Below are 14,050 nucleotides of genomic sequence, written 5' to 3' on the forward strand. Positions count from 1 at the left end.
GAGTGCCGCCGGGGGAGGTGATGCTCTGCCGGTGCCGCCCGCGACCTCGTTCCTGACCGCCGCCGCCGACCTCGTCTGGCCCGCCGACTGCGCGGGGTGCGGGCGGGCGGGCACCGTCTGCTGCGTCCCCTGCGGACGGGCGCTGCGCGGCGGCGCCGGCTCGGAACTGCCCGACGGGACCCCGGTCCGGGCCTGCGCCACCCACGACGGCCCGGCCCGTCAGCTGCTGCTGGCGGTGAAGGAACGCGGCCGGGCCGAACTCCGCGGCCGCCTCGCCGGGGCGCTGGTCCCCGCCCTCGCCGACCTCGTCCCGCACGGCCCGCTGGACCTCGTGCCCGTCCCGACGCGTCGCGCGAGCCGACGCGCCCGGGGCGGCGACCTCGTCGCCGACCTCGCGGCCCGCACCGCCGGGGTCGCGCGCCGCCGGGGGCGCGACGTGGGGGTGGCCCGGTCGCTGCGGGTGGTGCGACGGGTGGCGGACCAGACCGAGCTCGACGCGGCCGGTCGCCGGGCCAACCTCGCCGGGGCCTTCGCGCTGGCCGGCCCCGTCCCGGGCCGTCCCTGCGTCGTCCTCGACGACGTCGTGACGACCACGGCCACCGCGGCCGAAGCCGTGCGGGCGTTGCGCGCGGGGGGCGTCCGGGTGATCGGCGTGCTCTGCGTGACGCTGGCCTGAGCCGCGGGGGCGGATCCGCTGGGCGTTCGCCGGGAAACGCGCGTCACACCTGGGCACCGGAGGGGGAGGGGGTCTAGCGTGTCTGCATGGCAGCCCTCACCGGCACCGTGGCCGACCTCGCGTCGGCCCTCGCCCCGGCGGAGTCCAAGGACGGACCCGCTCACCGGGGGACACGGTCCTGCCGGATGCTGCCCGCTCACCGTGCGCTCCCCCCGGGGGTGGTGCACGGCACGAGGTGACGGTCCGAGGCGGGCCGGCCCCACGTGCCGGCGCCGCCAGTTCGAACGAGGGAGGCATCCCGTGGAAGTTGTGGTCACCGGACGGCACACCGACGTCAAGGAGAGGTTCCGGCGCCACGTCGAGGACAAGCTGGAGAAGGTCACCCAGTTCGCCCCGCGCGCCCAGCGCATCGACGTCGAGGTTTCCCACGAGAACAACCGCCGACAGGCCAGCAACTGCGAACGCGTCGAGATCACGGTGCGGGACAAGGGACCCGTGGTGCGGGCCGAAGCCTGCGCGGACGATCCCTACGCCGCACTGGACCTGGCGACCACGAAACTCTTCGAACGGTTGCGCAGGGCGCGCGACCGTCGCAAGGTCCACCACGGTCGGCACCGGCCGACGTCGGTGGCCCAGGCGACGGCCGGGTTGTCCGACGAGGTCCTGACGGGTTCCTTCGACCCCGCCCGACCGCTCGCGGAACAGGTGGAGCACACCACGGCGGACGGTTCGCCGGTGCCGACGCCCGCCGTCATGGCCGGGACGAAACCCCCGACCGCGGAACCCGTCGGGTCCGGCTCCGACGCGGCGCTCGAGGACGCCTCGCCGGTCGTCATCCGCGAGAAGACCCACGACGCCGAGCCGATGACGCTGGACCAGGCGTTGTACGAGATGGAACTCGTCGGGCACGACTTCTACCTCTTCGTCGACGCCGCCACGAGCTCCCCGAGCGTGGTCTACCGCCGGCGCGGTTGGGACTACGGCGTGATCCACCTCGACCTGCAGAGCGGCGCCACGCCGCTCGAGACGGGATCCGCGGACCGGCGCAGCACCGGTGACGCCGCCCTGACCGCTGTCGTGGCAGCCGCCATGCGCTGAGTCCCGACCGGAGCAGAGGGCGCCGCTCCCCGCCGCGGGGAGTGGCGCCCGCTGCTGCCCGTGCCAAGATCGCCGGAGAGCAGAACGGCACGCGGAGGGGGAACGGACGAGGATGACCGACCAGCCGGGCGAACGCACGAGCGGCGAGGCGATCCGCGTCGTCGTCGTGGACGACCACTCGCTCTTCCGGCGCGGGCTGCAGATGGTCCTCTCCGTCGAGGACGACATCGACGTCGTCGGCGAAGCCGGTGACGGCGCCGACGCGCTGGCCCGGGTCGAGGAGCTGCTGCCCGACGTCGTCCTCATGGACGTCTGGATGCCGCGCCGCTCGGGGATCGACGCCTGCGCCGAGATCAAGGCCGCCGCCCCCTCGACGAAGATCCTCATGCTGACCTCCTCGGAGGAGGAGGACGACCTCTTCGGGGCCGTGCGCGCCGGGGCCAACGGCTACCTCCTCAAGGACGTGCCGGCCGAGGAGGTCGCCGACGCGATCCGCGCGGTCATGACCGGGCAGTCGCTCATCACCCCGAAGATGGCCGGCCTGCTCCTCGGTGAGTTCAACGCCATGCGACGACGCGACGAGGAACGCGCCCTGGGGCTGCCCGGCGCCCCGCGGCTCTCGCCCCGTGAGCTCGACGTCCTGCGGCTGCTGGCGCGCGGGATGGCCAACCGCGAGATCGCCGGTTCCCTGGGCATCAGCGAGAACACCGTCAAGAACCACGTCCGCAACATCCTCGAGAAGCTGCAGCTGCACTCGCGGATGGAGGCCGTCGTCTACGCCGTGCGGGAGAAGATCGTGGAACTGTCGTGACCGCCGCCCTCCCCGTCCCGGTGGAGGAGATCACGGCGCGCCAGGCCCGGCGCGCGGCGCTCGCGGCCCAGGGCTTCAGCCGCCGCCGACCCGCCACCGTCACCGCGGCCGGGATCGCCCGCGTCGTGGACCGGCTCGGGATCGTCCAGATCGACAGCGTCAACGTGCTGTGCCGCAGCCACTACCTGCCTTTCTTCTCCCGGCTCGGGCCCTACGGCACCGACCTCCTCGACCGGGCGGCGAACCGCGGTCCCCGCCGCCTGGTGGAGTACTGGGCCCACGAGGCCAGCTACGTCGCGCCCGCCACCCACCGGCTGCTCCGCTGGCGGATGGACCGGGCCGCGGACGACGCCTGGGGCAGCGTGCGCAGCATCGCCCACGAACGCCCCGACCTGCTCGAGGCGATCGTCGAGCACCTCGCCGTGCACGGCCCGAGCACCGCGCGCGTGCTCGAGGCGCAGCTGGCCCCCGGCGCCGTCCGCCCCAGGGACAACTGGGGCTGGAACTGGTCGGACGTCAAACGCGCCTGCGAGCACCTCTTCTTCGCCGGCCGGATCTCCGCCGCCGGCCGCAACCAGCAGTTCGAGCGCCGCTACGCCCTCACCGAGCGCGTCCTGCCGCCCGCTGTGCTGGCCCTGCCGGTCCCCGACCCCGCCGACGCCGTCCGCGAGCTGGTCCGGATCGCGGCGCGCGCCACCGGGGTGGCCACCGAGGCCAGCCTGCGCGACTACTTCCGGCTCCGGCCGGAGCAGTCGAAGGCAGCCGTCGCCGACCTCGTGGAGGCCGGTGAGCTGGAACCCGTCCGGGTCCGCGGCTGGGCCGCCCACCGACCCGCCTACCGCCTCCCCGCCACCCCGACGCCGCGGGTCCGCGCCCGGGCCCTGCTCACGCCGTTCGACCCCCTGGTCTGGCACCGCGCCCGCACCGAGGAGGTCTTCGGCGTCACCGTCCGGTTGGAGTTCTACGTCCCGCGCGAGAAGCGCGTCCACGGCTACTACGTGCTGCCGTTCCTGCTGGGCGAGGACATCGTCGGCCGGGTGGACCTCAAGGCCGACCGCGGCGGCAGCGGCGTGCTGCGCGTCGAGGCCGCGTGGGCCGAACCCGACGCGCCGCCCGAGACGGCCGAGGAGCTCGCCGCCGAACTGGGTGACCTCGCCCGCTGGCTGGGCCTCGACGACGTCGTCGTGCTCGGCCCCGGCGACCTGGCGCCCGCCCTGGCCGGTGCGTTGAGGCGTTCGGGTCACTGACCCCCTCACCGCCTCAACATCACGTCCCCGCAGGCCGAAGCACCTGACGTGGACGTCGCCGCTCTCTCGCCCGAACAGCTCGGGCACGCCAGCACGTTGCTCGAGCACGTCCTGACGGAGCTCAGCGCCGGGGCGAGCGAACGCGACGTCCTCAACCGTTCCGCCGCCCTCGTCGCCGACCTCGTCGACGCCGACGTCGTCGCCGTCTGCGAGGGCGCCCACGTGCACGGCGGGGTCGGCCTCGGTCAGCGCTTCCTGCCCGAACGCGGTCTCGCCCGCGTGGTCCGCGACGGGGGCGGGTCCTTCGCCGTCCCCGGCCTCGGCCGGGTCCGCGCCACCGTCGTCGAGGTGCCGGCCCTCGAGGGCGTGCACATCGTCGTCGGGTGGGCGGAGGCCACCGAGACCCCGGAAGGCGTCCTCGCCACCGCCACCCTCGTGGCCCGCGTCCTCGGGCTCGTCGTCCTGGGCCGCCACGGGCGCGAACGGGAGCGCTGGCACCGCCAGCAGGGCGCGCAGGGGGTGGCCGAGCGCAACCGGCTGCAGCAGGCCCTGCGCCAGCGCGAGCAGGTCCTGACCACCTCGGTCCGCTTCCAGCGCGCCGTCTCCAGCCGTCGTCCCCTGCCGGAGCTGCTGGTCCAGATCGCCACGAGCTCCTCGGAACTCATGGACGGCCGCGCCGTCACGCTGGTGCTCGCCGACCCGCGCTCGCAGATGCAGATGCGCGTCGTCGCGGCCGTCGGCGACCCGCAGCTCGCCCCCGAGCTCGCCCTCGCCGCGACGAGCGCGCTCGGCGGTTTCGGCGTCGCCACCGGCGACGCGCACGTCCCCGCCGCGGCGGCCGTGCACATCAACGGCCGCAGCGTCGGCGCCCTCGTCCTCGACACCCTCGCCAGCGGCCCGCTCGACCCCGTCGGCACGACCGTCCTGCGCGCCTTCGCCGAGCACGCCAGCATGGCGCTGAGCCACGCGGACACCGTCCGCGCCGTCGAGGCCGCGTCGTCGGACTCCCTCACCAACCTGCCCAACCGGGCCACGCTGCTGCGCCACCTCGAGGTCTCGCTGCGCGTCACCGAGTCCGACGGCATCGGCACCGCGGTGCTCTTCGTGGACCTCAACGGGTTCAAGAGGATCAACGACACCCTCGGCCACGCCGCCGGCGACGAGGTCCTCTCCCGCATCGCGCGCCGCCTGCGCCGCTGCCTGCGCGGCGACGACCTCGCCGCCCGTCTCGGCGGCGACGAGTTCGCCCTCGTCGTCCGCGACGTCGAACCGGCCCGCGCCGCGGCCCGCATCGCCGCCCGCGTGCAGGCCGACGTGTCCCAGCCCCTGGAGACCCACGGGCAGTCGGTCCGCGTCGGCGCCAGCATCGGCATCGCGGTGGCCGAACCCGGCGTCGGCGCCGCCGAGATGCTGCGCCGCGCCGACAGCGCCATGTACCGCGCCAAGGCCGAGTCCCACGCCCTGGGCACGGGGTCCTCCGACACGAGCCACAGCGCCCGGGAAGGTGTCGTGGCCGGCCGCGTCGTCCTCTTCGAGGCCGACATGCACGACGCCGACCGCCTGCGCAGCCAGCTCGAGCACGACCTGCTGCGCGCGGTCGGCGACGACGAGTTCGAGCTCGCCTACCAGCCCATCGTCCGTCTCGGCGACGGTGCGGTCGTCGGGGCCGAGGCGCTGCTGCGCTGGCGCCACCGCACCCGCGGGCTGCTCGAACCGGGCGCGTTCCTGGCCGGCGCCGAACGCTCCCCGGCCGTGGAGGAGCTCTGGCGCTGGGTCCTGAGGACCGCGTGCGCCCAGGCCGCCGCCTGGCGCGAGCAGGTCCCCGACCTCTCCATCACCGTCAATCTCTCCGCCGCCCACGTCATGACCCGCGGGGTGTCCGACGACGTCCGCAACGCCCTCACCGCGGCGTCGCTGGACCCCACGGCCCTCGTGCTGGACATCCCCGCCGACCTGCTCGGCGAGGACCCGGACATGCTCGCCGCGCGGCTCAAGAAGCTGCGCGCCACCGGGGCGCGGATCCTCCTCGACGACTTCGCCACGCTGCGCCCCGACGGCGACAGCGACGTGCTCGTCAACCACTCCCTCGCGCCGCTGCGCCAGTTGCCGGTGGACGGCGTCAAGCTGGACCGCACCCTGATCGCCGAGATCGACGGTCCCGACGGGGCCGACGCGCTCGCCGCGGTCCGCACCCTCTGCGAACTCGGCGCCGCCCTCGACCTGGGGGTCGTCGCCGAGGGCGTGGAGCGCACCGAGCAGGTCCTGCTGCTGCAGGAGGCCGGCTGCTCCGTCGCCCAGGGCATCCTGCTCGGCGCGCCGCGCTCGGTGGCCGAGCTCGGGGCCGAGCTGACCGCCGGCGAGCTGGGCCCGGTCGAGAAGCTGGCGACCGTCCCGGCGCTCGCCGACCTCGCCGACCTCGCCGGTCTCGCCGAGTTCACCGGGGACCCCCTGGAGGGACCGGGGGAGGACGGGGACGACGCCGAGGCGGCGCTGGACGCGCAGTCGCTCTTCGCCCGGGAGTTCGGGCCGGTCGGGGTGGCGCGCGAGGGGACCGTGGCCGTCCCGGTGCAGGGTGGCCCGGGCGAGGCGCCCGTGCCCGTCCCCATCAGCGGTGTGCGCCCCACGGACCTGCGCAGGATGCTCGACCGCTCGCGCTGACGCCACGTCGCGAGACCACTGCATTCCGTAGAGGCACCGTCACGCGACGTTGCGCCGCTAGAGTGACGGGGTGCCAGCGATCGTCGAAAAGGTCCTCCGCGCCGGTGAGGGCCGCGTGGTCAAGCGCCTGCACCGCATCGCGGAGCAGGTGAACGCCCTCGAAGGTGACTTCGAGGCGATGAGCGACGAGGAGCTGCGGGGCGAGACCGACCGCTTCCGGCAGCGCATCGCCGGCGGCGAGACGCTCGACAGCCTGCTGCCCGAGGCCTTCGCCGTGGTGCGCGAGGCCGCGCGCCGGACGCTGGGCCAGCGCCACTTCGACGTGCAGCTGATGGGTGGCGCGGCGCTGCACCAGGGCAACATCGCGGAGATGCGCACCGGTGAGGGCAAGACCCTCGTCGCGACGCTCCCGGCCTACCTCAACGCCCTGTCCGGCAAGGGCGTCCACGTCGTCACGGTCAACGACTTCCTGGCCGAGTACCAGAGCGAGCTCATGGGGCGCGTCTTCCGCTTCCTGGGCATGACGAGCTCCTGCATCCTCTCCTCGATGCGCCCGGACGAGCGGCGCGAGGCCTACGCGGCCGACGTCACCTACGGCACGAACAACGAGTTCGGCTTCGACTACCTGCGCGACAACATGGCGTGGAACACCGAGGAGATGGTCCAGCGCGGCCACAACTTCGCGATCGTCGACGAGGTCGACTCGATCCTCATCGACGAGGCCCGCACGCCGCTGATCATCTCCGGCCCCTCCGACTCCCCGACCAAGTGGTACGGCGAGTTCGCCAAGATCGTCCGCCGGCTCACCGTCGACGTCGACTACGAGGTGGACGAGAAGAAGCGCACGATCGGGATCCTCGAGGCCGGCATCGAGAAGGTCGAGGACCTGCTCGGGATCGAGAACCTCTACGAGAGCGTGAACACCCCGCTCATCGGGTTCCTGAACAACGCGGTCAAGGCCAAGGAGCTGTTCAAGCGGGACAAGGACTACGTCGTCTCCCCGAACAACGAGGTCCTGATCGTCGACGAGCACACCGGCCGCATCCTGGCCGGTCGCCGCTACAACGAGGGCATGCACCAGGCCATCGAGGCGAAGGAGGGCGTGCCGATCCAGAACGAGAACCAGACGCTGGCGACGATCACCCTCCAGAACTTCTTCCGCATGTACGACAAGCTCTCCGGGATGACCGGTACGGCCATGACCGAGGCCGCGGAGTTCCACCAGATCTACAAGCTCGGCGTCGTCTCGATCCCGACGAACCGCCCCGCGGTGCGGATGGACCAGCCCGACCTCGTCTACAAGAACGAGCAGGCCAAGTTCAACGCCGTCGTCGAGGACATCGCCGAGCACCACGCGAGCGGCCAGCCCGTCCTCGTCGGCACGACGAGCGTCGAGAAGAGCGAGTACCTCTCGACCCTGCTCACCAAGGCCGGCGTCGAGCACACCGTCCTCAACGCCAAGCAGCACGAGCGCGAGGCCTCGATCGTCGCGCAGGCCGGTCGCAAGGGTGCCGTGACGGTCGCGACGAACATGGCGGGCCGCGGGACCGACATCATGCTCGGCGGCAACGCGGAGTTCCTCGCCGTCGCCGCGATGAAGGACAAGGGGCTCGACCCCGACGAGGCCCCCGAGGCCTACGAGGCCGCGTGGCCCGAGGTCGTCGAGCAGGCCAAGGCGTCCGTGCAGGCCGAGCACGACGAGGTCCGCGACCTCGGTGGGCTCTACGTGCTGGGGACCGAGCGTCACGAGTCGCGTCGCATCGACAACCAGCTGCGCGGTCGTTCCGGTCGTCAGGGTGACCCGGGGGAGTCCCGGTTCTACCTGTCGCTGACCGACGACCTCATGCGCCTCTTCAACGCCGCGCTGGTGGAGTCCTTCCTGACCCGCACGGGCATCCCCGAGGACGTCCCCATCGAGTCGAAGATGGTCTCCCGCGCCATCCAGAGCGCGCAGGGTCAGGTCGAGGGCCGCAACTTCGAGATCCGCAAGAACGTCCTCAAGTACGACGACGTCCTGAACCGCCAGCGCGAGGTCATCTACGCCGAACGCCGCAAGGTGCTCGAGGGGGAGGACCTGCACCTGCAGATCCGCCACTTCCTCGACGACGTCGTGACCGCCTACGTCACCGAGGCCACGGCCCGCGGCTTCGGCGAGGACTGGGACCTCGAGGAGCTCTTCGAGGCGTTGCGCAGCCTCTACCCGGTCTCCGTGACGCCGGCGGAGGTCGTCGAGGCCGCCGGGGGGCGCGGGAACCTCACCGTCGAGCGCCTCGTCGAGGAGATGCGGGGCGACGCGCAGGCCTGCTACGACGTCCGCGAGGTGGAGCTGGGCGAGGGCGTCGTGCGCGACCTCGAACGCCGTGTGGTGCTGTCGGTGCTCGACCGCAAGTGGCGTGAGCACCTCTACGAGATGGACTACCTCCAGGAGGGCATCGGGCTGCGTGCGATGGCCCAGCGCGACCCGCTCGTGGAGTACCAGCGCGAGGGGTACCAGCTCTTCGGTGCGATGACGGAGGCCATCAAGGAGGAGTCGATCGGCTACCTCTTCTCGCTCCAGGTCCAGCCGGCGACCCAGCCGGGGGCCGCGGCGACCGCCCCGGGGTTCGGCGCGCCCCCGCCGCGTCAGCAGCTGCAGTACTCGGCCCCGACGGCCGAGGGCGACGTGGAGGTCCACGCCGGCGACGCCGCGGCGACGGACGCCGAGACCGGCAACCGGGCCCAGCGTCGCGCGGCCCAGCGCCGCCAGGACGACTGAGCGCAGCTCAGGTGGGGCGGGTCACCCGAGTTCCAGCGCGGTGACCCGCCACCGCTCCCCGGAGCGGTCGGTGCAGCGCTCGATGCGCAGCGCCGCGGCGCGCACCCGGTCCGACTCCCTCAGCACGGCCCCGACCTCGGCCACGTCCGGGCGGGGGAACGACACCCGCAGCGTCCCGACCTGCGGACGCACCGTCCGTCCGGTCCGGGCGCGCAGCCGGGCCTGCAGCGCCGCCCGCCGCTGCACCCCCGCGTAGATGTCGGCGGCGGACCACCGCAGCAGCTGCTGGGTCGGTCGCTGACCGGTGAGGACCTCGAGCAGGACGACGAGGTAGCGCCGTGTCCACGCCGTCACCTCCGGCAGCTCCGAGGGCGGCAGCAGCCGCGGGTCGACGATCGCGAGTTCGAGGACGCCCTGGTCGGGGCTGAGGTGGCTGAGGACGGGCCCCTCGGGACCGAAGGCGTCCTCACGTTCGTCGATGTAGGGCGGCAGCCCGTAGGGCAGGGGCACTCGTCCGGTGTCCGGCGTGAGGTCGTCGAGCAGGGCGGCGGTGGAGCTGGTCACGCGGAGGTCTCCTGGGTGCGGTGTCGAACGGGTGGCCGGACGGGTGGCTGAACAGGTGCTCGGACGGGGGTCAGGGCAGGCGCAGGACCTGGCCGGGCAGCAGCAGGTCGGGGTCGTCGCCGATGACGTCGACGTTGGCGGTGTGGAGGCGGTGCTGCTCGGCCATCACCTCACCGGCGGTGGCGTCGGGACCGCACCGTTGCGCGGCCAGCGACCACAGGCTGTCCCCGCGGTGGACGACGATCTCGCCGTCGACCTCCCGGGGTGCGGGGGGAGTGCTCGCCGTGCTGGTTTCGGGGGTGGTCTCCGGGACGGCGGCCCAGCCGAGGTCGAGGGCCGGTGCCGAGGTGGCCTGCAGGGGCGCGGAAGCGGCCCAGCCGAGCTCAGGGACCGCGGTCGCCGCGCCCCGTTCGGCCGCACCGGCGGAGAGGGCGGCCGATCCCAGCACCAGGCCCACGACGAGCGCGACGACCCGGCGGACGGTCCGCGGGACGCCGGGGGAGGGCCGCACGGCGAGTCGCGGGTGACTGCGGGTCCGGACCTCGTCGGCGACGGCCACCAGGACGGTGAGCGCCAACCACCCCAGGAGGAGGGCGCCCACGACGGAGCACCCACCGACGAGCAGGTCGGAGACCGTCGCGGTGCCCGACTGCGCGGTGCGCAGCGCCGGTGCCGCCAGGGCGAGGAGCCCGGCGCCGGCCAGAGCGGGCACGGCGGCCAGCCCGGCGCCGACGGTGAACGTCAGCAGGTGCCGAAGTCTGTGCACGGTAACCACCCTCGTGATCGCACGGCCCCAGTTGGACCAGTTGAGTCCTTCTGGGTGTCGTTTGGTGTCGTTTGCTGCGCCATGTCTAGCGACCACCTGTGCGCGGGGCCAGGAACTCCCGTGACATGCGCCCGATCGGAGGGCAGCGCCTGACGGTGGGTGAAGACGGGTGACGGGCGACCCGACGGGTGGTCACCGCGACGTAGCGTTGTGTCGTGCGCTGGGACGACCTCTTCGACGACCTCGCCGCCCGCGCGGAGCACGCCCACCGGCTCGAGCGGGACGAGGAGGTCGCCGACCGGATCCGCCGGGACGAGGCGACCGTCACGCTCGCCTCCCGCGTGCGCGCGGCGACCGGGGCCGTCACCTTCGTGCTGCGCGACGGCACCACGCTGAACGGGCGGGTCGAGGGGGTCGGACCGGACTGGTTCCTGGTCCGGGAGGCCGCGGCGTCGCGGCAGGTCCTGCTGCCGGCCGCGGCCGTGCTCGCACTGCGGGGGGTCCCCGGGCGCAGTGCGGCGCCCTGGGGCGCGGTCGCAGCGCGGCGGACCCTGCTCCTGGCGGTCCGCGCACTGGCCGGAGCCGGTGTGCACGTCGTCGTGCGCACGGGTGGTGTCGACGTCCGGGGCACGGTGGGTCGGGTGGGCGCCGACCACGTCGACGTCGTCGACCTCGACGACGTCGTCGAGGGTCAGCGTGCGGACAGCGGTGCGCGCACCACGACGGTCCCGTTCGCGGCGTTGCTCAGCATCACCGAGGTGGTCTGACCGGGAGGTCGGCCGGTGAGGTCGGTGAGCGGGTCAGTCGGTGTGGTCCTCGCCCGCGAGGACGCTCTCGCGGGTCTGGGTGTACATCCGCTGGATGTAGTCCTCGAGCTCGGAGTCCTCGACGCGCCACTGCCCCCGCCCGCCGACCTTGATGGCCCGCAGTTCTCCCGTGCGGACCAGGGCGTAGGCCTGGGCCGAGCTGATCGCGAGCGTCTCGGCGACATCCGCGAGCGGGACGAAACGGGCGGGCACGGGGTCTCCTGGAGGGCGTCGTCGGAGCTGTTCCTGGCGGGTGTCCGCATCCTCGCACGACGTCACCCTGGCGCATCGGCCGTTCGGGTGGCCTGTGGACAACCGCGGACCCCCGCCGCTCGGGAGCCTCACCATGGTCCTCGACCACAGCGCCTGGAGCCCGGGAAGTGCCCGGACCTCCACGTGTCGGACGACGGAGGGCCCACCAGTGCGGACAGCGGTACGAGCGGTACGCGGACGTGACGTGCCGCCGGTGTCGGTCGCCCGGCGGGTGAGTGCCCCTTCGTGGCGCGATCCGCGGTTGCTGATCGGCCTGGCCCTCGTCCTGGCCAGTGTCGTGCTGGGCGCGCGGGTGGTCGGTGCCGCCCAGGCGACGGTGGGCGTGTGGGCGCTGGCCCGTGACGTCGGCGCGGGGCAGCCGCTGACCGCCGCCGACCTGCGGGTGGTCGAGGTGCACCTCGACGAGGGGACGGGGACGGCCTACCTCGAGTCCTCCACCGGCGCGCTCGACGCCGACCTGGTCGCTCTGCGGGGCCTGCGCGCCGGCGAACTCCTCCCGCTGTCCGCCCTGGGACGGAGCGGTGACCTCACGTCGCGACCCGTGACGGTGCCCGTCGCGGGGAACGTCCCGCAGGGTGTCCAGGTCGGTGCCCTCGTCGACCTGTGGGTCGTCCGGGCGGCCGGGGCCGGCGCTGTCGAGGACGCGGTCGAGCCGGAACGCCTCGTCGAGACCGCCGAGGTGTCGGCGGTCGTCACCGGCGGGGGTGCGCTCGGTGCCCGGTCGGGGGCCGACGTTCAGGTGGTCGTCCCGGAGTCCGCCATGCCCGCTGTCCTGCAGGCGGTCTCGAACGACGACGACCTGGTCCTGGTGCCGGTCCCCGGTGCCGGAGGTGCTCGCCCGTGACGCTGCCGGTGGTCGTCTCGGTGCCTGGGCCGGCCGAGGCGAGGCTCCTCGCGGGCTGGGAACCGTTGCGACGCGAGCTCGTCGTCGTGCGCCGTTGCCCGGACGTGGCCGACCTGCTGGCGGCCGCCGGGGCCGGTCTCGCCCGCGCCGTGGTGGTCGGGGCGGACCTCCCGGGGTGTGACAGCGAGACCGTCGAGGCGTTGCGGCGGTGGGGGGTCGCACTCCTCGTCCTGGTGCCGGAAGGACCCGAAGGGGAGGCGGCTGAACGACGCTGGCGCGCGGTGGGGGCGACGAGGTTCGCCCTCGAGGGGCGGTCTCCCGGCGACCTCGCGCGGGACGTGGCGATGGCCGTCGAGTCGCTCGGCCGGGTGGACGAACCGGGCCCGGTGCCTGCGCTCGAACCGGTCGCCCAGGCCGTCCCGGGGCGCACCGTCGCGGTCTGGGGACCGCACGGTTCCACGGGACGCACCACGGTCGCCGTGAACGTCGCGTTCGAGCTCGCGCTGGCCGGGCAGGAGGTGCTCCTGGTCGACGCGGACACCCGGGGAGCAGCGGTGGGCCAGACCCTCGGTCTCCTCGACGAAGCGCCCGGTCTGCTCGCGGCCGTGCGCTCCGCGGCGGACGGCCGGTTGGACGTCGCCGCGTTGCAGCGGCACACCGCCGCCGTCGCCACCGGGCTGGGGGTCCTGACCGGTGCGACCGACCCGTTGCGTTGGAGCGAGGTACGTCCGGCGGCGTTCCGCCGGGTGCTCGAGGTCGGTGCCACCGCGCACGACTGGAGCGTGCTGGACCTCCCCGGCGGTCTGGAGGACCCCGTGCAGGGGGCGGGAGAGGGGCGCAGCCGGGACGCGATCACGACCACGGCGCTCGAGGCCGCCGACGTGGTCCTGGTCGTGGGTGCCGCGGACCCCGTGGGGTTGCAGCGCTTCGTCCGCGCCTGGGACCGCCTGCGGGAGGTGGCGCCGGACGCGCTCGTGGTGCCCGTCCTCAACCGGGTACGGGCCTCGGCCGTGGGGACCCCCGCTGCCCGACGGACGAGGTCGACGCTCCGTCGCTTCGGTGGGGTGGAGAACCCGGTGCTGCTGGACGAGGACGCCACGGCGGACGCTGCGTCGCTGGCCGGCCGCGCCCTGGCGGAGGTGGCACCGCGCAGTGGCCTGCGCCGCTCGCTCAGCGAACTGGCGATGCAGGTGGAGGCGGTGGCCGACCTGCCGCCGGACCCGGTGGAGGCGCTCGTGGGGGCAGGATTTGACCCGCTGCTGGCCCGCAGTTAACGTAGTTGTCACACCGCAGGACGGGGAGGAACGGACGGGAAACCGGCCGGTCTCCGGAGGCGGGGGACAGTTCCGAAGAGCTTCACCAGTTGCAGGCGCTCAACTGCGCCCGTCGACTGCCGATGAAGCTGGAGCGTCCCGACCGGGCCTGAAGGTCCGGTAAGCTGGACGAACTACCGCAGACGAGAAGCCGCCAAAAAGCGGTCGACAGTCGTGCGTCCGGTTCTTGAGAACTCAACAGTGTGCCAAAAATGTTGATGCCATATATGTATCAACCC

The 14,050-nt window shown here is 73.6% G+C and carries 13 protein-coding genes; 10 read left to right on the forward strand and 3 right to left on the reverse strand.

What is annotated here, in order from left to right:
* The first annotated feature begins 31 nt into the window (after positions 1-31).
* The 7 genes from ACFQ46_RS10590 to secA all read left to right on the forward strand — a co-directional run bounded on the left by ACFQ46_RS10590 (position 32) and on the right by secA (position 9,245).
* Positions 32-676, forward strand: a complete 645-nt coding sequence (locus ACFQ46_RS10590) for a ComF family protein (protein ID WP_380259460.1) — start codon at positions 32-34, stop codon at positions 674-676.
* A gap of 86 nt (positions 677-762) precedes the next feature.
* A complete protein-coding gene (locus ACFQ46_RS10595; protein ID WP_380157977.1) occupies positions 763-915 on the forward strand; it encodes a hypothetical protein in 153 nt (50 codons plus the stop codon).
* 61 nt (positions 916-976) lie between these two features.
* Positions 977-1,774, forward strand: coding sequence for a ribosome hibernation-promoting factor, HPF/YfiA family (hpf, locus tag ACFQ46_RS10600; RefSeq protein ID WP_380259461.1), 798 nt, complete (start codon positions 977-979; stop codon positions 1,772-1,774).
* 112 nt (positions 1,775-1,886) lie between these two features.
* Positions 1,887-2,585: a response regulator gene (locus tag ACFQ46_RS10605; RefSeq protein ID WP_380259462.1), complete on the forward strand. Its 699-nt coding sequence runs from the start codon at positions 1,887-1,889 to the stop codon at positions 2,583-2,585.
* The gene (locus ACFQ46_RS10610) at positions 2,582-3,832 is read left to right on the forward strand and encodes a winged helix-turn-helix domain-containing protein (protein ID WP_380259463.1); all 1,251 of its coding nucleotides are present in this window, start codon (positions 2,582-2,584) and stop codon (positions 3,830-3,832) included. Before ACFQ46_RS10605 ends, ACFQ46_RS10610 begins: the two co-directional genes overlap by 4 nt.
* Positions 3,833-3,880: 48 nt before the next feature.
* A complete protein-coding gene (locus ACFQ46_RS10615; RefSeq protein ID WP_380259464.1) occupies positions 3,881-6,490 on the forward strand; it encodes a putative bifunctional diguanylate cyclase/phosphodiesterase in 2,610 nt (869 codons plus the stop codon).
* Positions 6,491-6,560: 70 nt separating this feature from the next.
* A complete protein-coding gene (secA, locus tag ACFQ46_RS10620) occupies positions 6,561-9,245 on the forward strand; it encodes a preprotein translocase subunit SecA (protein WP_380259465.1) in 2,685 nt (894 codons plus the stop codon).
* A gap of 21 nt (positions 9,246-9,266) precedes the next feature.
* Here the strand turns inward: secA and ACFQ46_RS10625 are convergent, their stop codons facing one another.
* Positions 9,267-9,809, reverse strand: a complete 543-nt coding sequence (locus tag ACFQ46_RS10625; RefSeq protein ID WP_380259466.1) for an Rv3235 family protein — start codon at positions 9,807-9,809, stop codon at positions 9,267-9,269.
* Between the two features lie 70 nt (positions 9,810-9,879).
* Entirely contained in the window at positions 9,880-10,575 is a 696-nt protein-coding gene (locus ACFQ46_RS10630; protein WP_380259467.1) for a LysM peptidoglycan-binding domain-containing protein, read from the reverse strand.
* Between the two features lie 215 nt (positions 10,576-10,790).
* Here ACFQ46_RS10630 and ACFQ46_RS10635 point away from each other — a divergent pair, with 215 nt between their 5' ends.
* Complete coding sequence (locus ACFQ46_RS10635; protein WP_380259468.1) at positions 10,791-11,342, forward strand: hypothetical protein; 552 nt, start codon at positions 10,791-10,793, stop codon at positions 11,340-11,342.
* Between the two features lie 33 nt (positions 11,343-11,375).
* On the opposite strand, the gene ACFQ46_RS10640 is transcribed toward ACFQ46_RS10635, so the two are convergent.
* Entirely contained in the window at positions 11,376-11,594 is a 219-nt protein-coding gene (locus ACFQ46_RS10640) for a helix-turn-helix domain-containing protein (protein ID WP_328294983.1), read from the reverse strand.
* Positions 11,595-11,838: 244 nt separating this feature from the next.
* Between ACFQ46_RS10640 and ACFQ46_RS10645 the strand changes: the two genes are divergently transcribed.
* Together ACFQ46_RS10645 and ACFQ46_RS10650 are read left to right on the forward strand one after the other, a co-directional pair.
* Positions 11,839-12,498, forward strand: a complete 660-nt coding sequence (locus tag ACFQ46_RS10645) for a hypothetical protein (protein ID WP_380259469.1) — start codon at positions 11,839-11,841, stop codon at positions 12,496-12,498.
* Positions 12,495-13,772, forward strand: coding sequence for a CpaE family protein (locus tag ACFQ46_RS10650; protein ID WP_380259470.1), 1,278 nt, complete (start codon positions 12,495-12,497; stop codon positions 13,770-13,772). The genes ACFQ46_RS10645 and ACFQ46_RS10650 overlap by 4 nt, the downstream gene beginning before the upstream one ends.
* The last annotated feature ends 278 nt before the right edge of the window (positions 13,773-14,050 follow it).

Source organism: Kineococcus sp. GCM10028916, from assembly GCF_042674865.1.
GTDB lineage: Bacteria > Actinomycetota > Actinomycetes > Actinomycetales > Kineococcaceae > Kineococcus.

Bases quoted from the DNA above. Each gene is read 5' to 3' on its own strand.
- ACFQ46_RS10595 (WP_380157977.1), top strand. From the start codon at position 763: ATGGCAGCCCTCACCGGCACCGTGGCCGACCTCGCGTCGGCCCTCGCC.
- ACFQ46_RS10605 (WP_380259462.1), top strand. From the start codon at position 1,887: ATGACCGACCAGCCGGGCGAACGCACGAGCGGCGAGGCGATCCGCGTC.